General features: G+C 65.1%; 21 protein-coding genes and 1 tRNA gene. 16 read left to right on the forward strand and 6 right to left on the reverse strand.

The window, feature by feature from the left end; all coding sequences use genetic code 11:
- Positions 1-7: 7 nt before the first annotated feature.
- From CLV77_RS06330 to ectA, 3 genes are all read right to left on the reverse strand, one after another.
- Complete coding sequence (locus CLV77_RS06330; RefSeq protein ID WP_076978769.1) at positions 8-403, reverse strand: ectoine synthase; 396 nt, start codon at positions 401-403, stop codon at positions 8-10.
- A 5-nt stretch (positions 404-408) separates the two neighbouring features.
- Positions 409-1,710, reverse strand: coding sequence for a diaminobutyrate--2-oxoglutarate transaminase (gene ectB / locus CLV77_RS06335; RefSeq protein WP_076978768.1), 1,302 nt, complete (start codon positions 1,708-1,710; stop codon positions 409-411).
- Between the two features lie 86 nt (positions 1,711-1,796).
- Positions 1,797-2,321 (reverse strand): diaminobutyrate acetyltransferase, encoded by a 525-nt coding sequence (ectA, locus tag CLV77_RS06340; protein WP_076978767.1) that lies wholly within the window; start codon positions 2,319-2,321, stop codon positions 1,797-1,799.
- A 270-nt stretch (positions 2,322-2,591) separates the two neighbouring features.
- On the opposite strand from ectA, the gene CLV77_RS06345 reads away from it, so the two are divergent.
- Positions 2,592-3,077 (forward strand): MarR family winged helix-turn-helix transcriptional regulator, encoded by a 486-nt coding sequence (locus CLV77_RS06345; protein ID WP_076978766.1) that lies wholly within the window; start codon positions 2,592-2,594, stop codon positions 3,075-3,077.
- Positions 3,078-3,092: 15 nt separating this feature from the next.
- Here CLV77_RS06345 and CLV77_RS06350 read toward each other — a convergent pair whose 3' ends face one another.
- The gene (locus CLV77_RS06350) at positions 3,093-3,311 is read right to left on the reverse strand and encodes a hypothetical protein (RefSeq protein ID WP_076978765.1); all 219 of its coding nucleotides are present in this window, start codon (positions 3,309-3,311) and stop codon (positions 3,093-3,095) included.
- Positions 3,312-3,378: 67 nt separating this feature from the next.
- Positions 3,379-4,032, reverse strand: coding sequence for an alpha/beta hydrolase (locus tag CLV77_RS06355; RefSeq protein WP_076978764.1), 654 nt, complete (start codon positions 4,030-4,032; stop codon positions 3,379-3,381).
- A 193-nt stretch (positions 4,033-4,225) separates the two neighbouring features.
- On the opposite strand from CLV77_RS06355, the gene iscR reads away from it, so the two are divergent.
- The 11 genes from iscR to CLV77_RS06410 all read left to right on the forward strand — a co-directional run bounded on the left by iscR (position 4,226) and on the right by CLV77_RS06410 (position 13,564).
- On the forward strand, positions 4,226-4,687 hold the full coding sequence (iscR, locus tag CLV77_RS06360) for a Fe-S cluster assembly transcriptional regulator IscR (protein ID WP_076978763.1): 462 nt from the start codon (positions 4,226-4,228) through the stop codon (positions 4,685-4,687).
- The gene (locus CLV77_RS06365) at positions 4,684-5,730 is read left to right on the forward strand and encodes a cysteine desulfurase family protein (protein ID WP_076978762.1); all 1,047 of its coding nucleotides are present in this window, start codon (positions 4,684-4,686) and stop codon (positions 5,728-5,730) included. The genes iscR and CLV77_RS06365 overlap by 4 nt, the downstream gene beginning before the upstream one ends.
- A 21-nt stretch (positions 5,731-5,751) precedes the next feature.
- On the forward strand, positions 5,752-7,266 hold the full coding sequence (gene sufB / locus CLV77_RS06370; RefSeq protein WP_076978761.1) for a Fe-S cluster assembly protein SufB: 1,515 nt from the start codon (positions 5,752-5,754) through the stop codon (positions 7,264-7,266).
- A 50-nt stretch (positions 7,267-7,316) separates the two neighbouring features.
- Positions 7,317-8,093 (forward strand): FkbM family methyltransferase, encoded by a 777-nt coding sequence (locus tag CLV77_RS06375; protein WP_083707648.1) that lies wholly within the window; start codon positions 7,317-7,319, stop codon positions 8,091-8,093.
- Positions 8,090-8,974 (forward strand): SH2 domain-containing protein, encoded by an 885-nt coding sequence (locus CLV77_RS06380; protein ID WP_076978760.1) that lies wholly within the window; start codon positions 8,090-8,092, stop codon positions 8,972-8,974. Before CLV77_RS06375 ends, CLV77_RS06380 begins: the two co-directional genes overlap by 4 nt.
- 45 nt (positions 8,975-9,019) lie before the next feature.
- Complete coding sequence (gene sufC, locus CLV77_RS06385) at positions 9,020-9,775, forward strand: Fe-S cluster assembly ATPase SufC (protein WP_076978759.1); 756 nt, start codon at positions 9,020-9,022, stop codon at positions 9,773-9,775.
- A complete protein-coding gene (locus CLV77_RS06390; RefSeq protein WP_076978758.1) occupies positions 9,775-11,073 on the forward strand; it encodes a SufB/SufD family protein in 1,299 nt (432 codons plus the stop codon). Before sufC ends, CLV77_RS06390 begins: the two co-directional genes overlap by 1 nt.
- Positions 11,074-11,077: 4 nt before the next feature.
- Positions 11,078-11,635, forward strand: coding sequence for a YIP1 family protein (locus tag CLV77_RS06395; RefSeq protein ID WP_076978757.1), 558 nt, complete (start codon positions 11,078-11,080; stop codon positions 11,633-11,635).
- Complete coding sequence (locus CLV77_RS06400) at positions 11,628-12,215, forward strand: YIP1 family protein (RefSeq protein WP_076978756.1); 588 nt, start codon at positions 11,628-11,630, stop codon at positions 12,213-12,215. Before CLV77_RS06395 ends, CLV77_RS06400 begins: the two co-directional genes overlap by 8 nt.
- Positions 12,216-12,219: 4 nt before the next feature.
- On the forward strand, positions 12,220-13,440 hold the full coding sequence (locus CLV77_RS06405) for a cysteine desulfurase (protein ID WP_076978755.1): 1,221 nt from the start codon (positions 12,220-12,222) through the stop codon (positions 13,438-13,440).
- 47 nt (positions 13,441-13,487) lie between these two features.
- Positions 13,488-13,564 (forward strand) — tRNA-Arg (locus tag CLV77_RS06410).
- Between the two features lie 185 nt (positions 13,565-13,749).
- Here the strand turns inward: CLV77_RS06410 and mepK are convergent.
- Positions 13,750-14,316 (reverse strand): peptidoglycan L,D-endopeptidase MepK, encoded by a 567-nt coding sequence (gene mepK, locus CLV77_RS06415; protein WP_076978754.1) that lies wholly within the window; start codon positions 14,314-14,316, stop codon positions 13,750-13,752.
- Positions 14,317-14,656: 340 nt separating this feature from the next.
- Between mepK and CLV77_RS06420 the strand changes: the two genes are divergently transcribed.
- From CLV77_RS06420 to CLV77_RS06435, 4 genes are read left to right on the forward strand one after another with little or no spacing between them, the layout of a single operon-like run.
- On the forward strand, positions 14,657-16,393 hold the full coding sequence (locus CLV77_RS06420; RefSeq protein ID WP_233128031.1) for a L,D-transpeptidase family protein: 1,737 nt from the start codon (positions 14,657-14,659) through the stop codon (positions 16,391-16,393).
- Positions 16,394-16,443: 50 nt separating this feature from the next.
- Positions 16,444-17,583, forward strand: a complete 1,140-nt coding sequence (locus tag CLV77_RS06425) for a UDP-3-O-(3-hydroxymyristoyl)glucosamine N-acyltransferase (protein ID WP_076978753.1) — start codon at positions 16,444-16,446, stop codon at positions 17,581-17,583.
- A gap of 31 nt (positions 17,584-17,614) precedes the next feature.
- Positions 17,615-17,881 (forward strand): acyl carrier protein, encoded by a 267-nt coding sequence (locus CLV77_RS06430; RefSeq protein WP_076978752.1) that lies wholly within the window; start codon positions 17,615-17,617, stop codon positions 17,879-17,881.
- Positions 17,878-19,086, forward strand: coding sequence for a beta-ketoacyl-[acyl-carrier-protein] synthase family protein (locus CLV77_RS06435; protein WP_076978751.1), 1,209 nt, complete (start codon positions 17,878-17,880; stop codon positions 19,084-19,086). The genes CLV77_RS06430 and CLV77_RS06435 overlap by 4 nt, the downstream gene beginning before the upstream one ends.
- Positions 19,087-19,116: the final 30 nt, after the last annotated feature.

Here is a 19,116-nt window from a genome sequence, read left to right on the forward strand (position 1 = left end):
AGGGGGTTCAGCCCTCGACCTCCTCCGGCGCGGCATAGGAGCCGTCGGCCCGATGCACTTCCTTGCCCGTCACCGGCGGGTTGAAGCAGCAGGCCATGACCAGCTCTTCCTCGGCCCGCAGGGTGTGGTGGTCGTGCAGGTTCAGCGCATACATGACGCCGGGCGTGATCTGGTGCGTCTCGCCGGTGGCCAGATCGGTGATCGAGCCCTTGCCGGACATGCAGTAGACGCTTTCGAAGTGGTTCTTGTAGTGGAACGTGTGTTCGGAACCGGCCGCCAGCGTGGTGATGTGAAAGGAAAAACCCATCTTGTCGTCGGCCAGCAGCATACGGACCGAGGTCCACTGTGCATCCGAAACGGCGCGATCGGTGTCCTTGAGCTTGTGAAAGTCGCGAACGATCATTTGGGTTACTCCGCAGCCATGGTGGTGATTGTGGGGGCGTGGCGCTTGACGGCATCCGCCAGAATGTCGAGGCCACGGTCCAGCAGCGCGTCGGGGATGTTGAGCGGGGCCAGCACCTTGACCACCTCGTCATGGGCGCCCGAGGTCTCGATCACGAGGCCCTCTTCGAAGCAGGTGCCGCAGATGGCGGCAGCCAGATCGCCCGAGCCGACGTCGATGCCGCGGAACATGCCTCGACCCTTGGTGGTGGCACCGGGGATGGTGGCGGCGATGCGCTCCAGCCCCTCGGCCAGCCGGTCGCCCTTGGCTTGAACGTCCTTCTCGAAGGCGTCGTTCTTCCAGAACTTTTCCAGTGCCACGCGGGCGGTCACGAAGGCATGGGTGTTGCCCCGGAAGGTGCCGTTGTGCTCTGCCGGCTTCCAGATGTCATGCTGCGGCTTGATCAGCAGCGCGGCAAAGGGAAGGCCCATGCCCGAGAAGCTTTTCGCCTGGGTGATGAGGTCGGGGTCGATGCCGAACTCCTCGAAGCTGAAGAAGGTGCCGGTGCGGCCACAGCCTGCCTGGATGTCATCGACGATCAGCAGGGCGCCGTGGTCGCGGGCCAGCCGGGCGATGCCCTGCATCCACTCTTTCGAGGCCGCGTTCAGGCCGCCTTCGCCCTGAACGGGCTCGACGATGAAGGCGGCGGGCGCGTCGATGCCCGACGAGGGGTTGCTGAGCAGCATCTCGATCTGGGCCAGCGTGTCCACGTCGGGGCCAAAGGCGCCTTCGTAGGGCATGCGGGCGACGCCATCCAGCGGCGCGCCGGCACCACCGCGCTTGCCGGCATTGCCGGTCAGCGACAGCGCACCCATCGTCATGCCGTGAAAGCCGTTGGTGAACGAGATGATCGTGTGGCGACCGGTGACCTTGCGGGCCAGCTTGATCGCGGCCTCGACGGGGTTGGCGCCGGTGGGGCCGGTCATCATCACCTTGTGGTCCATGCCGCGCGGCTTGAGGATGATCTCTTCGAACGCGGTCAGGAACTTGGCCTTGGCGTCGGTGAACATGTCCAGCGCGTGGGTGATGCCATCGCCCTGAATATGCTCGATCAGCGCGGCCTGCATGTCGGGGTCGTTATGCCCGTAGTTCAGCGAGGAACAGCCGGCGAGGAAGTCGATGTACTCCTTGCCGTCAGTGTCGGTCAGCACGCTGCCCTTGGCCTTGGAAAAGACGGTGTCGAAGCTGCGGCAATAGCTGCGCGCCTCGGACTCGCGGCGGGCGAAGATCTCTTTGGTCTTGGCGCTGGTCTGTGTCGAATTGGTCATGTCGGAACCTCCGAATGATGAAAGGGGCGCGCGGCGAGGATGGGGGCCTGCGGCCCCCGCGCTGCGCAATGTCGATGGAATGGGGATCAGGCGGCGCTGCGGAGCGCCGGCTGCACCTCGGCCAGGTCGATGGTGACCATGTGCTCGGTGGCGTGGGCGCCGTTGAAATGCGCGTCACGCTTGAAGTGGGCCTCGCTGCTCAGGTCGGCATCGAGGCGGTCGGCGAAGCTGTTGAACAGACCCCAGGACGCGTCGTTGTCCTTGGTGATGGTCGTCTGGACGCGCTGCACGCCGCGGCATTCGCGGCGATCCAGCAGAGCGTTGAGCATGCGCCGGCCAAGACCGCGCCCACGGGCGTGATCGGCAACGGCAACCTGCCAGACGAAAAGCGTCTCGTCGTCCTGGGGCAGCAGATAGGCGGAGATCCAGCCGGCAAGCTGGCCATCAAGCTCTGCAAGCACGCAAGTGTCCGCGAAGTGATCGCACTGGATGAGGTTGCAATACATGGAGTTCTCATCCAGCGGCTTGCACTGGCCGATGAGTTCCCAGATTGCGCCGCCATCTTCTGCGGTGGGCTTGCGGAACGTGATGCTGTCGCTTGAATTCTTCATATCTGCTACTTTTCCTCCAGGCAGCCTCGGGCTTGGCTATTCAATATAGTTAGTCTTGCAAAATTTCAACCACCTAAGTATTCCGTCACAAAACCATCATAAAGCGCCTTAAAAACCTTAAGAATAACGAAGTTTCGCGATTATTCAGGCTAGGGTTGTTTCGTGATGCGACAAATAACCCATTCGAAGTATTATTTGCGCTTGATCGCACATTCTGGCTCAAGCTAGTTTCGCGCGGTTGGTGGCGTGGTGCGTAAGAGGGCGAACGATATGAAAAGATCTGACATTAGCCTGATCGCGCTGCGTCAGATCCTGCGCGCGACCGAGCTTTATGGCCGCGATCTTGCGCGGGCGGCGGGGCTGACCCCGGTGCAGATCCGCGTGTTGCAGGCCATCGGCGAGAAGGGGCATGCGACGCCCAAGGAAATCTCGTCCCGGTTGGCGGTCTCGCAGGCGACGGTGACGACGCTGGTCGACCGGCTGGTCGGCAAGGGCCTGGTGGAGCGTCAGCGCTCGGCCGTGGACCGGCGCCAGACCAACGTTCTGGTGACCGAGGCCGGCCGCGACGCGCTTGAGCGTGCGCCTGACCCGCTGCACGACCGCTACGTCAAGGAATTCGAGAAGCTGGCCGATTGGGAGCAGGCGATGATCGTCGCCGCGCTCGAGCGGGTGGCGTCGCTGCTGGACGCCGGCAAGATCCCGGCCTCTCCGATCCTCGACATGGGTGATTTCCAGAAGGGTGCCGGCGGCAACTAGGCGCCCGTCGCGCCGTTAGCCCTTGGGCGCGTGCCGGCGCTGTTCCAGTAGCTCGCGCGCGCGGGCCTCGGCCCGCAGGTAGCGGATGGAGGTCAGGAACTCCTCGGCCATGGTCGAAGAGGAGGACTCGAGCGAGGTCGCCACGTCCTGGGGCAGGGTCGTGTCGCCGGTTCGCTGGGACAGCTCGAACACGTCCCGGGCCAGGGCGACGGCAAGTTCATTCAGAAGCGACATGATGCAGGCCTTCTGATGGCGGGGTGCGGGTGGGCGCGACGATGCGCGCCCGGCCCCCCGGTTTCGCCTAGCGCGTGGATTCGGTCAGCCGGCGCGAGACATAGCTGCGCACGGTTTCCAGCATCCCGTCCATGTGCGGATCCTCGAAGAAATGGCCCGCACCCTCAACCTCTTCGTGGGTGATGGTGATGCCCTTCTGGTCGTGCAGCTTCTCGACCAGGTTGCGGGTGTCGGCGGGCGGCGCGACCCGGTCGGCCGAGCCGTTGATGACCAGACCCGAGGAGGGGCAGGGCGCCAGGAACGAGAAATCGTACATGTTGGCGGGCGGCGAGACCGACACGAAGCCCGTGATCTCGGGGCGGCGCATCAGAAGCTGCATGCCGATCCAGGCCCCGAAGGAGAAACCCGCGACCCAGCAATGCTTGGCGTTCTGGTTCATCGACTGCAGGTAATCCAGCGCCGAGGCCGCATCCGACAGCTCGCCGATGCCCTGGTCGTATTCGCCCTGGCTGCGCCCCACACCGCGGAAATTGAACCGCAGGACCGTGAAGCCCATGTTCAGGAAGGTATAGTGAAGATTGTAGACCACGCGGTTGTTCATCGTGCCCCCGAACTGGGGGTGCGGATGCAGGATGATCGCGATCGGCGCGTCTTTTTCCTTCTGGGCGTGGTAGCGACCTTCAAGCCGTCCTTCCGGACCTGGGAAAATAACCTCGGGCATTTAATTCCTGTGTATGCTTCCAAGTGCCCCGCCTTATCTTGACGGATTTGGTCGGGCACTTTAGAACTGTTCTAAATCACGGCCGGCGCGATCATGTGTGGATGGTAGGGAGGTAAAGCGCCCGACTGTCGCAGTCAATGACAATGCGGCGCACGGCATGGGGCGGCGGGACTCGGATCGAACGGATGCGGCAATGAAACTCAGCACCAAGGGGCGCTATGCAATGGTGGCGCTGGCCGACCTTGCGGCCCGCGCGGAGGGGGAGCTGACCTCGCTGGTCGCGATCTCCAAGCGTCAGGACATTTCGCTGCCCTATCTCGAGCAGCTTTTCGTCAAGCTGCGCCGGGCCGGGCTGGTCGAGTCGGTGCGCGGCCCCGGGGGCGGCTACCGCCTGGCACGGCCCGCGGCCGAGATCCGCGTCGCCGACATCCTCGGCGCAGTGGACGAGACGGTTTCGGCCATGCACACGGGGGCAGGGGCCTCGGGCGGGCTGTCGGGTTCGCGTGAGCAATCGATGGCGAACCGCCTGTGGGAAAGCCTCAGCGCACATGTCTATGTATTCCTGCACCAGACCCGTTTGAGCGATGTTGTCGGCAACGACCTGACGCCCTGTCCGGCGGTGCCGACCCTGTTTGCGGTGGTGGACGAGGAATGAGCGCGCGCGCCTATCTCGACTGGAACGCGACGGCCCCGCTGCGCCCCGAGGCCCGGCAGGCCATGGGCGAGGCGATGGATGTGCTGGGCAACCCCTCGTCGGTCCATGCCGAAGGACGCGCCGCCAAGTCGCTGCTGGAAAGCTGTCGCGCCCGGGTGGCCGCGGCTTTGGGCGCAGACGTTGAGGAGGTGATCTTCACCTCCGGCGCGACCGAGGCGGCGTCGATTGCGCTGGACGGGCGCGGCCTGAAGGGCGCCGAGATCGAACATGACGCGGTGCTGGCCCGGATCGACCCGGTGCTGCCCGTGGCGCCCGACGGGCGCGTGACGCCCGCCGATCCTGCGGCGGCCTGTCTGCAATGGGCCAACAGCGAGACGGGCGTGATCCAGGATCTGCCCGACGGGCTGGCGGTGTCGGACCTGACCCAGGGTGTGGGCAAGCTGCCTTTCGCCTTCGGCTGGTCGGGGATCGGCGCGGGGCTGGTCTCGGGGCACAAGCTGGGCGCGCCCAAGGGCGTGGGTGTCCTGCTGCTCAAGGGCGGCACGGACCCGGCCCGCCCGGTTGCGGGTGGGGGTCAGGAACGGGGCCGTCGCGGCGGCACCGAGAACCTGATCGGCATCGCCGGAATGGCTGCCGCGCTGGAGGCTTCGGTCGCCGATCTGGGTCGCGGCGTGTGGGAAAGGGTTGCGCAGCTGCGCGATATTCTCGAGAAGGCATTGGAAGCCGAGGCTTCGGATACTATTTTTGTCGGGAATACCGCGTCGCGTCTGCCCAACACCTCGTGCATCGCCACGCCGGGCTGGAAGGGGGAGACGCAGGTGATGCAGATGGACCTGGCGGGCTTCGCGATATCGGCGGGGTCGGCCTGTTCCAGCGGCAAGGTCCGCGCCAGCCGGGTGCTGCGCGCGATGGGCCTGCCCGACGAGGCCGCCGGCAGTGCGGTGCGGGTCTCGATCGGGCCGGCGACGAGTGAAGAAGACATATTGCGCTTTGCGCAGGCATGGCTGTCGAGCCACCGGAAATTCCGGGCTCGGGCGGCATAGGATAGAACGGGATACAGGATCATGGCAGCATTGGACGCAGAAATTCGCGAAGGCGTGGACCGCGAGACCGTGGAAACCGTCCAGTCGATGGCCGGCAAGTACAAGCACGGCTGGAACACGGAAATCGAGATGGAATACGCCCCCAAGGGCGTGAACCCCGATATCGTGCGGCTGATCTCGAACAAGAACGAAGAGCCCGAGTGGATGACCGAATGGCGTTTGCAGGCCTTCGAGCGCTGGACCCAGCTGGAAGAGCCGACCTGGGCGATGGTCAACTATCCCGAGATCGATTTCCAGGACCAGTATTACTATGCCCGCCCCAAGAGCATGGAGGAAAAGCCCAAGTCCCTGGACGAGGTCGACCCCAAGCTGCTGGCCACCTATGAAAAGCTGGGCATCCCGCTGAAGGAGCAGATGCTTCTGGCCGGGGTCGAGGGCGCCGAGGATGCCGGCGAGCGCAAGGTCGCCGTCGATGCCGTCTTCGACAGCGTCTCGGTCGGCACCACCTTCCAGGCCGAACTGAAGAAGGCCGGCGTCATCTTCTGCTCGATCTCCGAGGCGATCCGTGAGCATCCCGAACTGGTGAAGAAATACCTGGGCACGGTCGTTCCGGCCTCGGACAACTTCTATGCGACGCTGAACTCGGCCGTGTTCTCGGACGGCTCGTTCGTCTACGTGCCGCCGGGTGTGCGCTGCCCGATGGAGCTGTCGACCTATTTCCGCATCAACGCCGAGAACACCGGTCAGTTCGAACGCACGCTGATCATCGCCGACAAGGGCTCTTACGTCAGCTACCTGGAAGGCTGCACCGCGCCCCAGCGCGACACCGCGCAGCTGCACGCCGCCGTGGTCGAGATCGTGATCGAGGAAGACGCCGAGGTGAAATACTCGACCGTCCAGAACTGGTATCCCGGCGACGAGAACGGCAAGGGCGGCATCTACAACTTCGTCACCAAGCGCGCCGATTGCCGGGGCGACCGGGCCAAGGTCATGTGGACGCAGGTGGAAACCGGCTCTGCCGTGACCTGGAAATACCCGTCCTGCATCCTGCGCGGCGACGACAGCCAGGGTGAGTTCTACTCCATCGCAATCACCAACAACTACCAGCAGGCCGACACCGGCACCAAGATGATCCACCTGGGCAAGAACACCAAGTCGCGCATCGTCTCCAAGGGGATCAGCGCGGGCCATGCCCAGAACACCTATCGCGGCCTGGTCTCGATGCACCCCAAGGCCAAGAACAGCCGCAACTATACCCAGTGCGACAGCCTGCTGATCGGCAGCGAATGCGGGGCCCACACGGTCCCCTACATCGAGGTCAAGAACAACTCGAGCCGGGTCGAGCACGAGGCCACCACCTCGAAAGTGGACGACGATCAGCTGTTCTACTGCCGTCAGCGCGGCATGGACGAGGAGGAGGCCGTCGCCCTCGTGGTCAATGGCTTCTGCAAGGAGGTTCTTCAGGCACTGCCGATGGAATTCGCCATGGAAGCGCAGCAGCTTGTGGCGATTTCGCTCGAAGGCAGCGTAGGCTAGGCGCGAAAGCGCGGTCAGACGAGCCGGCGAATGCAGAAGGGGCCAGGCGGATGGACAAGCAAGTGACGGTGGAAGACACCGTATCGGCGGGGGAAACGTCCCTGTCCGCGTCCATGGCGCGGGCCGCCGCCCCCGTCTTCCTGAGCGAGCCCTTTCGCGTCGCCGTCTCGACCGTGCATGGTCAGCGCGTGGCCTTCGCAATCGCCAATGTCGACGACGAGATCCAAAGCCACCACGCCCGAGGTGATTTCTACGAGCCCGAGGAGCTGGCCATCATCTGCCGCCATTTCCCCACTGGCGGGCGGTTCTGCGATATCGGCGCGAACGTGGGCAACCACTCGGTCTACCTGGCGCGGTTCATGCATGCGCGGCGCATCGTGCTGATCGAACCCAATCCGCTGGCCATCGGCCTGCTGGAGGCCAACGTCCACCTGAACGGGATCGACCATGTCTGCGACCTGTCCCGGCTGGGCATCGGCCTGTCGGACGGCGCGGTGGCCCAAGCCTTCATCCGCACCGGCCATGACAACCTGGGCGGCGCACGGGTCAAGGAAGGGCAGGGCGACATCCCGATCAAAAGCGGCGACGAGCTGCTGCGCGACGAGGTGTTCGATCTGGTAAAGATCGACGTCGAGGGGATGGAGATCAAGGTTCTCGAAGGGCTCAAAACCCATCTTCAGCGCCACCGCCCCAAGATCTTCATCGAGGTGGACAAGCGCAATTACGAGGCCTTCGACAGCTGGTGCGCCGCCGAGGGTTACGAGGTGCTGGAGCGTTTCCAGCGCTACAAGAACAATACCAACTTCATGATCGGGGCCCGCGCATGAGGAAGGTCGCCGCCATCCGCACCCATCGTTGGGGCGAGGACGAGCAGCGTCTTTACGACACGCTGCGCCCGATCTTCGGCGACGACCTGGCCGTGGTTTTTCACGACCGGCCCGCCAACCTGGATCTGAACCTGCACCTCAAGGTGATCGACATCACCGGCGCCTGGGTGAAAAAGCAGGGCCTGCGCGGGGTGCGCGACTGGGGCTGGCGGTGCGGCGACTACTTCTACTTCGCGCTGCGCGAGGCTTGCCCCGATTACGACCAATACTGGCTGATCGAGCCTGACGTTCTGTTCAACGGCCATGCCGAAGGGTTCTTCGAGCGGTTCGACACGGTCGAGGCCGATGCGCTGGGGTTCGGTGTCGAGGGGGTGTCCCGCAACCATCCTTTCGCGGCGGACATGGATCAGGGCCTGCACTTGCGCCGGGCGATCTTTGCGTTGACCCGTTTCTCGGGCCGGGCATTGGACCACCTGCTGGAATGCCGGCGCGCGCGCAGCGAAAACGACTGCCGGCCACGGCATTTCCCCAATGACGAGATCTTCTCGTTCTCGCATGTGGGGGCGGCCGGGGACCTGCGGCTTGAATCGCTGGAGGACCACGCGCCCGAGTGGTTCGACGGCACGGTGCTGACCACCGATCCCGACATGTTCGTGGACGCCATCCGCGCCCGCGACGACACACACGGCAAGATCTTTCACCCGGCAAGCGGCCGTGAGGCGTTCAAGAACGCGGTCGCACAGCGCCTGGTGACCCGCAGCGGCTATCTCAAGCGGATGGGAGAGTCGCTGGGCTGTCTGGATGACAGCGACCTGCAGGATATCGCCGAAACGGCGAAACAGAGCTTCCTCGCGAACCTCCGGGGACAATGGAAAGACTAGGGGCAGGCCACGGGCCGCGCCCCCCAATTCGAAGGATGAGACCACATGCTTAAGATCACCGATCTGCACGTCCAGCTTGAAGAAGAAGACAAGAAGATCCTCAAGGGCGTCAACCTGACGGTCGAGACCGGCAAGGTGCATGCGATCATGGGGCCCAACGGCTCGGGCAAGTCGACGCTGAGCTATGTTCTGTCGGGCCGCGAAGGCTACGAAGTTACCCAAGGCTCGGCCGAGCTGGACGGCGAGGAGATCCTGGAGATGGACCCCGAGGAGCGCGCCGCCGCCGGCCTGTTCCTTGCCTTCCAGTATCCGGTCGAAATCCCCGGCGTCGGCAACATGACCTTCCTGCGCACCGCCGTGAACGCTCAGCGCAAGGCGCGCGGTCAGGAAGAGATGTCCGCGACCGATTTCCTGAAAGAGGTTCGCGCCAAGGCCAAGAGCCTGAAAATCGACGCCGACATGCTCAAGCGTCCGGTCAACGTGGGCTTCTCGGGCGGCGAGAAGAAGCGCAACGAGATCCTTCAGATGGCCATGCTCGAGCCGCGGATGTGCATCCTTGACGAGACCGACTCCGGCCTTGACGTGGACGCCATGAAGCTGGTCGCCGACGGCGTCAACGCCCTGCGAGACGAGGGGCGTTCGTTCCTTGTTATCACGCATTATCAACGGCTTCTGGACCACATCAAACCCGACGTGGTGCACATCATGGCCGACGGCCGCATCATCAAGACCGGCGGTCCCGAGCTTGCGCTCGAGGTCGAGAACAACGGTTACGCGGACCTGCTGGAGGGCACCGCCTGATGTCCGCGACGTTGCAGAAAAACACCCCCGCCGCGCCTGACCTGGCATCGGCCCTGGCACGCCCGCCGCGCGGCGGCTGGGTTGAGGCCGCACGCGCAGCCGCCGAGGCCCGGCTTGAGCAGACCGGCTTGCCCGGCCGCCGGGACGAGTACTGGCGCTTCACCCGGCCCGATACGCTGACGGCCCCCGAGGCCGGCACCGCAGCCCTGCTGAAAGATGATGAGGCGCCGTTCTTCGGCGGCACAGATTGCCTGAACCTGGTCTTTGTCGACGGCGCCTTCGATGCCGACGCCTCGGACAAGCTGGAAGGCACGGGTCTGACGATCGAGCGGCTGGCCGATGTGGCCGCGACCTCGGACCACTGGGCGCAGGAGCTCTACGGCGTGCTGGAGGCCCGGGGCCAGAAACCCGTCGTGCGGCCCCTGGCTGCGATCAACACCGCGCGGGCGACCGACGGTCTGCTGATCCGGGCGACCGGAAAGGTCGAAAAGCCGATCGCGATCAGGTATCTGCGCCGCGACGCTGATGCGGATGCGATGTTGCATTCCGTGGTCCGGGTCGAGGAGGGGGCGTCGCTTACTCTGCTGGAGAACGGTCCGGCCGCGGCGCGCTTCAACTCGGTGCTGGAGGTCGACCTTGGCGACGAGGCCGCATTCCATCACATCCGCACCCAGGGCCGCGACCACGAGCGGCGCGAGGCGACCCACATCTTCGCCCGTCTGGGTCGCGAGAGCCTGTTCAAATCCTTCACCCTGTCGGCGAACGGTGCGCTGACGCGCAACGAATGCATCATCGAGATGACCGGCGACGACGGCGTGGCCCACGTGGCCGGTGCCGCCCTGGGCGACGGGGCCTCGGGCGCGTTCCACCACGATGACACGATCTTCGTGACCCACGATGCCCTGCGCTGCGAAAGCCGCCAGGTCTTCAAGAAGGTGCTGCGCAACGGCGCGGTCGGCGTCTTCCAGGGCAAGATTCTGGTCAAAGCGGGCGCGCAGAAGACCGATGGCTATCAGATCAGCCAGTCGCTGCTGCTGGACGAGGACAGTCAGTTCCTCGCCAAGCCCGAGCTTGAGATCTACGCCGATGACGTGGTCTGCTCCCACGGGTCGACCACCGGCGCGATCGACGAAACGGCGCTGTTCTACCTGCGCTCGCGCGGGGTCGAGAAGGCCGAGGCGCAGGACCTGCTGGTCCTGTCCTTCCTGGCCGAGGCCATCGAGGAGATCGACGACGCGGATCTCGCCGCCAACATCAACGACCGGCTGGCGGCCTGGCTGCGGCGCCGCAGGAGCTGATCGCGTGGCGGTGACCGAGGATATCCTGCGCAGCTATCTTCGGCCGCGACGGGTGATGCGCCGATTGCTGACGACGGGGCGCGGTGAATCCCGAGCCCTGGCCTATGTGATGATCGCCTGCCTGCTGTTCTTTGTGGCGCAGCTTCCGGCGGTCTCGCGGCAGGCGTTCCTGTCGGGCGGGGAGCCGGGTTTCGCGGCGCTGGCCTCGGGGACGTTCATGGGCTCTGTCCTGATGGCGCCGCTGGTCCTTTACGGGGTCGCCGCGCTCAGTCATCTTGCGGCCCGTGCCCTGGGCGGGCAGGGCGGTTGGCTGGACGCGCGGCTGGCGCTCTTCTGGACGCTGCTGATGATCGTGCCGCCCGTTCTTTTGCGGGGCCTGACCGAGGCCTTCCTTGGTCGTGGTCCCGAAACCTCGGTGCTGAGCCTGCTGACCGGGGCGATGTTCGTGGTTTACTGGGCGATCAACCTGCGCGAGGCCGAGCGTCCCCGGCCCGCGGAAGACACCACAAGGCCCGGCCCCGACGCCGCGCCGAAAGAAGAGGCGGAGACCGCCCATGTCTGAACTGAACCTCGGTGGCACGATACGCCTGGCCGGTGACACGGTGACCGACCCCAAGGGGGTGGCGCACCGGCTGATGGGCCTGGGACTTCCACGCCCTGTCCTGTGGCAGGCGGTGACTTTGGTCGTCGTCCTCAGCGTGATGCTGGCCCAGGTGACCGCGTTCCTTGCACCCATGGCCATGGGCATGGAGGCGATGCTGGGCGGGCCGCTGGTTCTGGGCGTGATCCAGATCGGCCTGACCGTGCTGATGATCCTGGGCACGTTCTATATCGGGCGCGGCTTCGGGGGCACCGGCACGCTGGATGACACGATCCTGCTGATCGCGTGGCTCCAGGTGGTGATGATCCTGCTTCAGGTCGTGCAGACCGTGCTTTTGGTGGTGCTGCCGCCGCTGGCGGCGGTGGTGGGGGTCGCGGGCCTGGTGATCTTCGTCTGGATCTACATCAACTTCGTGGCCGCGCTTCACGGTTTCGCCTCGCTGGGCCTCGTTTTTGCCGGCGCGGTCGTCTCGCTGCTGGGCGGATTGTTCGGCCTGAGCCTTATCCTCACGCTGATCGGCATCAGCGCCCCGGAGATGTGAGAAGATGTTTGACGTCAACAAGATACGCGGCGACTTTCCGATCCTGTCCCGCACCATTCACGGCAAGCCGCTGGTCTATCTGGACAGCGGCGCCTCGGCCCAGAAGCCGCAGGTGGTTATCGACGCCATCCTGCGGGGCTATGGCGAGGAATATGCCAACGTTCACCGTGGCTTGCACCACCTTTCTAATCTGTCCACCGAGCGCTACGAGGCCGTGCGCGGCACCATCGCGCGGTTTCTCAACGCCGCCGACCCGGAGTCGATCATCCTGAACACCGGCACGACCGAGGGGATCAACATGGTCGCCTACGGCTGGGCCATGCCGCGGATGGAAGCCGGTGACGAGATCGTCCTGTCGGTGATGGAACACCACGCCAATATCGTGCCGTGGCATTTCCTGCGCGAACGCCAGGGGGTCAACCTGCGCTGGGTCGACATCGACCAGGACGGCGGGCTGGATCCGCAGGCGGTAATCGACGCGATCACGCCGCGCACCAAGCTGGTCGCGATCACCCAGCTTTCAAACGTGCTGGGAACGCGGGTCGATGTTGCCGCGATCACCCGGGCGGCCCACGAAAAGGGTGTTCCGGTGCTGGTCGACGGCAGCCAGGGGGCGGTGCACGCGCCCGTGGACCTTCAGGCGATCGGCTGCGATTTCTACGTCATCACCGGCCACAAGCTTTACGGCCCCTCGGGGTCGGGCGCGATCTATGTCGCGCCCGAGCGCATGGCCGAAATGCGCCCCTTCATGGGCGGTGGCGACATGATCCGTGAGGTCCGCAAGGACCACGTGACCTACAACGACCCGCCGATGAAGTTCGAGGCCGGGACGCCCAGTATCGTCTCGGCCATCGGTCTGGGGGCCGCGCTTGAATACCTGATGGATCTGGGCATGGAGAATGTCGCGGCCCACGAGGGGGATCTGCGCGACTATGCGGTCCAGCGGCTCTCGGGCCTCAATTGGCTGAACCTGCAGGGGACCACCGCCGACAAGGCCGCGATTTTCTCCTTCACGTTGAACGGGGGGGCGCATCCTCATGATATTTCTACCGTTCTCGACAAGAAGGGTGTCGCCGTCCGGGCCGGGCATCACTGTGCCCAGCCATTGATGGAGCACTTGGGCGTCAGCGCCACCTGTCGCGCCTCCTTCGGCCTCTACAATACCCGCGAAGAGGTCGATGTGCTGGTCGAGGCGCTGGAGCTCTGCCACGAACTTTTTGCCTGAGTTTGCGATTGCAGGCCCGTCCTGCTTTCGCTAAACCCTCGCCACAGGCACCCGTAGCTCAGCTGGATAGAGCGCTGCCCTCCGAAGGCAGAGGCCAGAGGTTCGAATCCTCTCGGGTGCGCCATTTCCCAATTGCCGATGTTTCCTGCGCCGCCGTTGCACCCGACGCCCTTGCGGGTCGTGATCCAGTTGTCTGATCTGGTTGTCTGATCCGGTGCCGCGCCGTGCCCGAATGGGGCAGGGTTGGAAAGCAAAACGGGGCCCCGTGGGCCCCGCGTTGGTCTTTTTTTATCAGCTGCTCGACAGGCGTTACTTGCCCCAGCTGCGGACCGGTCCGCAGTCCATGTGGACGAACTGCGAGCTGGAGTAGCGACCGACACCGCCGGCGTTGCAGACAGAGGCCGCGCGGGCGATCTGGCTGACGCTGCGCGACGTCAGGTGGACGTCGGCGGCCTTGCCTTGCAGGTGAAGGGATTTCTTGGCGACGCCGTTGCCGCGCTTGCGCAGCATGGCGTTGGTTTTGGGCGAACGGTAGCCCGAGAAAAGTGTGAACGCCTCGGTCGTGTCCAGCAGGTTCTGCGAGGCCGACAGGATGTCCACGTTGCGGCGGTCCATCTCGACCACGTCGTCGGTCCGCCAGTCACGCATGAAGTTGTTGATCTCTTTCAGAGATTCTTCGATGTACTCACCCTCGATCCAGTAGATCGTGTTCAGGCTTTCGCCCGTCCGGCCCGAGTACATCCGAATGCGTCGGATATCGCCGGCCCCGCGCAGGATGCCGAAGGCATTGGCGCTGTAAGGTGCGGCGATGAGTGATGTTGCAGCAAAGGCGCGCAGAATTCCGCGACGCGAGAAGCTCGTCGATGTTTTGCCCATATCAAAACGTGTCCCAATTTGTCAGTGGGCTGCCTTATTCGGCAGCTCCGCGTTCCCATCCCCAGGAAGTGGTATGTTTATGACACAGGTTTCTCTTTCGCCCAACCGCCGGGGAACGGAATCCCGTTTGGGGCGTTGGAACCGGCAATAAATTGCTCGTTTTGGGGTTTCGCCTGCGGGAAATTGCCTGTTTCGGGGCATTCGCGGGTCGGCGCAGGCAGTATGTTACCAGACCAACACGGTTCGGCAACTTTCGCTTTCGTGAATGGACGCCGGAGTGGCCGCGACGGAAATTGTCAGGCGAGCAACGGTGAATCTGTGCCCGGGTTGGAGGATTACGATGACGAATTTCGCGGTAGACGGCTGGAGAAGACCTGTTCTTTCCGGCGCTGGTGGTGCCTTGGCAGGGTTGCTGCTTCTGGCGGCGCCGGCCTGGTCGCAATCGGCCGATGCCGGGACTGGCGCCGCCCCGGCATCCCAGGAGAACGCTTCCCAGGGTATCACCGCGACGGCAGCCGTCGCTGCACCGGCCGCGACCACCCCCGCGCCCGAGGCGAACGCTGGCCCCTCCATGGCCTTCAAGCAGGCCCTGGCCGAAGCCGCCGCCCAGAGCGAGGCCCTGGCCGCCTTCTACCGGGAGCGTGATTATCAGCCGATCTGGACCGGAGAGGGCGATGCCGAGCGCCGCTCGGCCCTGTTCTCGGCCTTGGCCCAGGCGGCCGAGCATGGCCTGCCGGTCGAGCGTTACGATACTGCCCCCCTGGCCGCCCAGTTCCGCGCCGTGCGCAGCGAGCGCGAGCGCGGCAAGGCCGAGGTCGCGGCAAGCCTGCTGTTCCTGCGCTATGCCAAGGACGTGCAGACCGGGGTGCTGACCCCGGGCAAGGTCGACTCGGGCGTCGTGCGCAAGGTCCTGCTGCGCGATCCGCTGGAAACCATGCGCGGCTTTGCCGAAGGATCGCCCCGCGCGTTCCTGCGCAAGCTGCCGCCGCAGAACCCCGAATACGCCCAGCTGCTGAAAGAGCGTCGCCGCCTCGCCGAGGCCGCCGCCCAAGGCGGCTGGGGCCCGCAGGTGCCCGTCTCGGTCCTGCGCCCCGGCACCGGCGGCCCCTCGGTCGTGGCGCTGCGCAATCGCCTGATCCGCATGGGCTACATGAAGAAGACCCCGGCGGTCGATTACGACGTGACCCTTCAGAAGGCCGTGCAGCGGTTCCAGCGCGATCACGGGCTGACCGATGACGGTGTCGCGGGGCCCGCGACGCTGGGACAGCTCAATATCGAGCCTGATCGCCGCCTGCGGCAGGTCCTCGTCGCGCTGGAACGCCGCCGCTGGCTGAACCAGCCGCTGGGCAAGCGTCACATCCTGGTCAATCTGGCCGATTTCCGCACCTATGTGGTCGACGATGGCAAGGTCTCGTTCGAAACCGTTTCCGTCGTGGGCAAGAACACCTCGGACCGGCGCACGCCCGAGTTCTCGGACGAGATGACCCATATGGTCATCAACCCCACCTGGAACGTACCGCGCAGCATCGCCACCAAAGAGTATCTGCCGATGCTCAAGCGCAACCCCAACGCCGTCAGCTACCTCAAGCTTTACGACGGGCGAGGGCGCGAGGTGAATCGTTCGCGCGTGGATTTCACCCAGCTGACCGAAACGAACTTCCCCTTCGACATGAAGCAACCGCCGTCGCCGCGCAACGCGCTGGGTCGGGTCAAGTTCATGTTCCCCAACCGCTATGCGATCTACCTGCACGACACGCCGGCCAAGTCGCTGTTCTCGCGCAGCAAGCGCGATTTCTCCCACGGCTGCGTGCGCCTCGAGAAGCCTTTCGACTTCGCCTACCACCTGCTGGCGCCGCAGATCGAGGACGAGGAGGGTTACTTCAACCGCATCCTGCGCACCGGCCGCGAGACCCAGGTCAACCTGGACACGCCGCTGCCCGTGCACCTGGTCTACCGCACGGCCTGGGTTCCGGCCGGCGGGCGGGTCAACTTCCGCCCCGATGTCTATGACCGGGACGACCTGATTTTCGACGCCCTGCTCAAGGCCGGGGTGGCGTTGGGTTCGATTGAAAGCTAAACCGCGCATCGACCGGGCGGGATTTTCCCGCCCGAATTGCGGGGGATGGCATGGTCTGGACCGTCAGTGAGATTGCCGAGGCGATGGGCGCGGAATTCGTCGGCGACGGCGGGTTGAAAATCACGCGTCTGGCCGAGCCTTCGGACGCCGGTCCCGAGGACCTCGCCATGGCGATGCAGCCCACCTATGCCGAGGCCTTGGGTCAGGGTCGGGCCCAGGCGGCGGCGCTTTGGGTCGGGGCGGGTTGGCAAGAGATGGGCCTTCGGGCCGCCATCTTTGTGGCCCGCCCGCGCCTGGGCATGTCCAAGGTCACCCGCCTGTTCGAGGTCCCGCCCCACACCCACGAGGGGATCTCTGCGCTGGCCCATGTCGATGCCAGCGCCAGACTGGGCGAGGGCGCCTCGGTCGGTCCCTTCGTGGTCATCGGGCCGGGGGCCGTGATCGGGCCCAACGCCCGCATTCTTTCCCACGCATCCATCGGCCGCGACGCGGTCATCGGCGAGGATTGCCTGATCCACCCCGGCGTGCGTATCGGCGAGCGTGTGCAAATCGGCGCGCGTTTCGTGGCCCAGCCCGGCGCCGTCATCGGCGGCGACGGCTTTTCCTTCGTCACCGGCGACAAGAGCACGGTCGAGACCGTGCGCGAGACGCTTTCCGGCGATGTCCGGGCCGGGGGTGACAAGCCTGCGGCCGATAAGGCGTCTTCCGATGATCAGCCCGTAGATCGCAGCTGGATCCGCATCTCCTCGGTCGGTGCGGTCGAGATCGGCGACGATGTCGAGGTGGGAGCCAATTCCAGCATCGACCGGGGGACCATCCGCGCGACCCGCATCGGAAGCGGTACCAAGATCGACAGCATGGTTCAGGTCGGTCACAACGTCCAGGTCGGCCGCGACTGCCTGCTCTGCGGGCAGGTGGGCATCGGCGGATCGACCGTGATCGGCGATCGCTGCGTGCTGGGGGGGCAGGCGGGTCTGAACGACAACATCACCCTGGGTCACGACGTGGTCGTCGGGGGCGGCGCCAGCGTGGTTTCCAGCGTGGCGCCGGGCAAGGCGGTCTGGGGAAACCCGGCGACGCGGATGGACCAGGCGGTCGAGAACTACAAGGCGCTGCGCCGGTTGCCGCGCCTCTTCAAGCAGGTTGCGGCGTTGCAGAAACGGGTTTCAAAAATCGATCCGACCGAATAGATCTTCGGTGATGACACCGCAAAGGCGCAGAATGACACAATCGATCAGGGACAGGGTTGTCGGGATCATTGCCGAACAGGCGATGCTGGAGCGTGGCGACATCACGATGGACGCCTCGCCGCAGGACCTGGGCATCGACAGCCTCGGCCTGGTCGAGAGCATTTTCGCCATTGAGGAAGAATTCGACATCCAGGTGCCGTTCAACGCCAACGAGCCCGAGAAGAGCGAGTTCGACATCACCTCCGTCGGCACCATCGTCCACGCGATCGAGGCTCTGGTCGCCCGACAGGCGGTATGAAACGGGTTGTCATCACCGGCCAAGGCAGCATCAACGCGCTTGGGCACACGGCCGGGGAAACCCTGGAAGGGTTCCGCGAGGGGCGCTGTGCCATCGGACCGCTTGATCTGCGCGATCTCGACCGGCTGTCGATCCAGATCGGCGGTCAGGTCCGGGGCTATGACGAAACCGCCCATTTCACTCGCCAGGAACTGTCCCTCTACGATCGTTTCACCCAGTTCGCGCTGATCGCCGCGCGCGAGGCCGTGGCCCAGTCGGGCCTGGAGTTCGAGGGTGAGCTGGCCAAGCGGAGCGGCGTCGTGCTGGGCACCGCAGGCGGCGGGGTCAACACCTGGGACGACAGCTATCGCGCTGTCTACGAGGAAGGGAAGAACCGGGTTCATCCTTTCGTCGTGCCGCGCCTGATGAACAGCGCCGCGACCAGTCACCTGTCCATGCAGTGGAACCTGACGGGGCCGGGGTTCACCGTCTCGACCGCCTGTGCCTCCTCGAACCACGCGATGGGCCAGGCCTTCAACCTGATCCGCGCGGGCGTGGCGCCCGCCATGCTGACCGGCGGGTCCGAGGCGATGCTGTGCTTTGGCGGGATCAAGGCGTGGGAGGGGCTGAGGGTTATGTCCCGCGATGCATGCCGCCCGTTCTCGGCCGACCGCAACGGCATGGTCCAGGGTGAAGGCGCGGCGATCTTCGTCTTCGAGGAATATGAACATGCCCGCGCCCGGGGCGCGACGATCCTGGCCGAGGTGATCGGTTTCGCCATGGGCTCGGATGCTGCCGACATCGTCATGCCCTCGCGCGAGGGGGCGGCGCGGACCATTGCGGGGGCGCTGCGCGACGCGGGCGTCTCACCGGGTGATGTAGGCTACATCAACGCCCACGGGACCGGCACGGCCGCCAACGACCGGACCGAATGCGCCGCGGTGCGCGACGTCTTCGGCGCCGATGCGGACAAGCTGATGATCTCGTCGACCAAGTCCATGCACGGGCACCTGATCGGCGGGACGGGCGCGGTGGAGCTTCTGGCCTGCGTGATGGCGCTGCGTGAGGGGGTGGTGGCCCCGACCGTCGGTTACAACGCCCCCGATCCCGAATGCGACCTGGACGTGGTGCCCAACACGGCGCGCGAGGCCCAGGTCGACGTGGCCCTCAGCAACGCTTTTGCCTTCGGTGGTCTGAACGCGGTGATCGCCCTGCGCCGGGTCTGAGGCGCGATCACGCTTCTCCACGACACTGCT

Source organism: Brevirhabdus pacifica, assembly GCF_002797755.1.
GTDB lineage: Bacteria > Pseudomonadota > Alphaproteobacteria > Rhodobacterales > Rhodobacteraceae > Brevirhabdus > Brevirhabdus pacifica.

Excerpts from the sequence above, each read along its gene's own strand:
- iscR (WP_076978763.1), top strand. The coding sequence starts at position 4,226 with ATGAAACTCAGCACCAAGGGGCGCTATGCAATGGTGGCGCTGGCCGAC.
- CLV77_RS06345 (WP_076978766.1), top strand. The coding sequence starts at position 2,592 with ATGAAAAGATCTGACATTAGCCTGATCGCGCTGCGTCAGATCCTGCGC.
- CLV77_RS06400 (WP_076978756.1), top strand. The coding sequence starts at position 11,628 with ATGTCTGAACTGAACCTCGGTGGCACGATACGCCTGGCCGGTGACACG.
- CLV77_RS06350 (WP_076978765.1), bottom strand. The coding sequence starts at position 3,311 with ATGTCGCTTCTGAATGAACTTGCCGTCGCCCTGGCCCGGGACGTGTTC.
- mepK (WP_076978754.1), bottom strand. The coding sequence starts at position 14,316 with ATGGGCAAAACATCGACGAGCTTCTCGCGTCGCGGAATTCTGCGCGCC.
- sufC (WP_076978759.1), top strand. The coding sequence starts at position 9,020 with ATGCTTAAGATCACCGATCTGCACGTCCAGCTTGAAGAAGAAGACAAG.
- CLV77_RS06355 (WP_076978764.1), bottom strand. The coding sequence starts at position 4,032 with ATGCCCGAGGTTATTTTCCCAGGTCCGGAAGGACGGCTTGAAGGTCGC.
- CLV77_RS06405 (WP_076978755.1), top strand. The coding sequence starts at position 12,220 with ATGTTTGACGTCAACAAGATACGCGGCGACTTTCCGATCCTGTCCCGC.
- CLV77_RS06425 (WP_076978753.1), top strand. The coding sequence starts at position 16,444 with ATGGTCTGGACCGTCAGTGAGATTGCCGAGGCGATGGGCGCGGAATTC.
- CLV77_RS06380 (WP_076978760.1), top strand. The coding sequence starts at position 8,090 with ATGAGGAAGGTCGCCGCCATCCGCACCCATCGTTGGGGCGAGGACGAG.
- CLV77_RS06330 (WP_076978769.1), bottom strand. The coding sequence starts at position 403 with ATGATCGTTCGCGACTTTCACAAGCTCAAGGACACCGATCGCGCCGTT.
- sufB (WP_076978761.1), top strand. The coding sequence starts at position 5,752 with ATGGCAGCATTGGACGCAGAAATTCGCGAAGGCGTGGACCGCGAGACC.
- CLV77_RS06430 (WP_076978752.1), top strand. The coding sequence starts at position 17,615 with ATGACACAATCGATCAGGGACAGGGTTGTCGGGATCATTGCCGAACAG.
- ectA (WP_076978767.1), bottom strand. The coding sequence starts at position 2,321 with ATGAAGAATTCAAGCGACAGCATCACGTTCCGCAAGCCCACCGCAGAA.
- CLV77_RS06420 (WP_233128031.1), top strand. The coding sequence starts at position 14,657 with ATGACGAATTTCGCGGTAGACGGCTGGAGAAGACCTGTTCTTTCCGGC.
- ectB (WP_076978768.1), bottom strand. The coding sequence starts at position 1,710 with ATGACCAATTCGACACAGACCAGCGCCAAGACCAAAGAGATCTTCGCC.
- CLV77_RS06365 (WP_076978762.1), top strand. The coding sequence starts at position 4,684 with ATGAGCGCGCGCGCCTATCTCGACTGGAACGCGACGGCCCCGCTGCGC.
- CLV77_RS06435 (WP_076978751.1), top strand. The coding sequence starts at position 17,878 with ATGAAACGGGTTGTCATCACCGGCCAAGGCAGCATCAACGCGCTTGGG.
- CLV77_RS06375 (WP_083707648.1), top strand. The coding sequence starts at position 7,317 with ATGGACAAGCAAGTGACGGTGGAAGACACCGTATCGGCGGGGGAAACG.
- CLV77_RS06390 (WP_076978758.1), top strand. The coding sequence starts at position 9,775 with ATGTCCGCGACGTTGCAGAAAAACACCCCCGCCGCGCCTGACCTGGCA.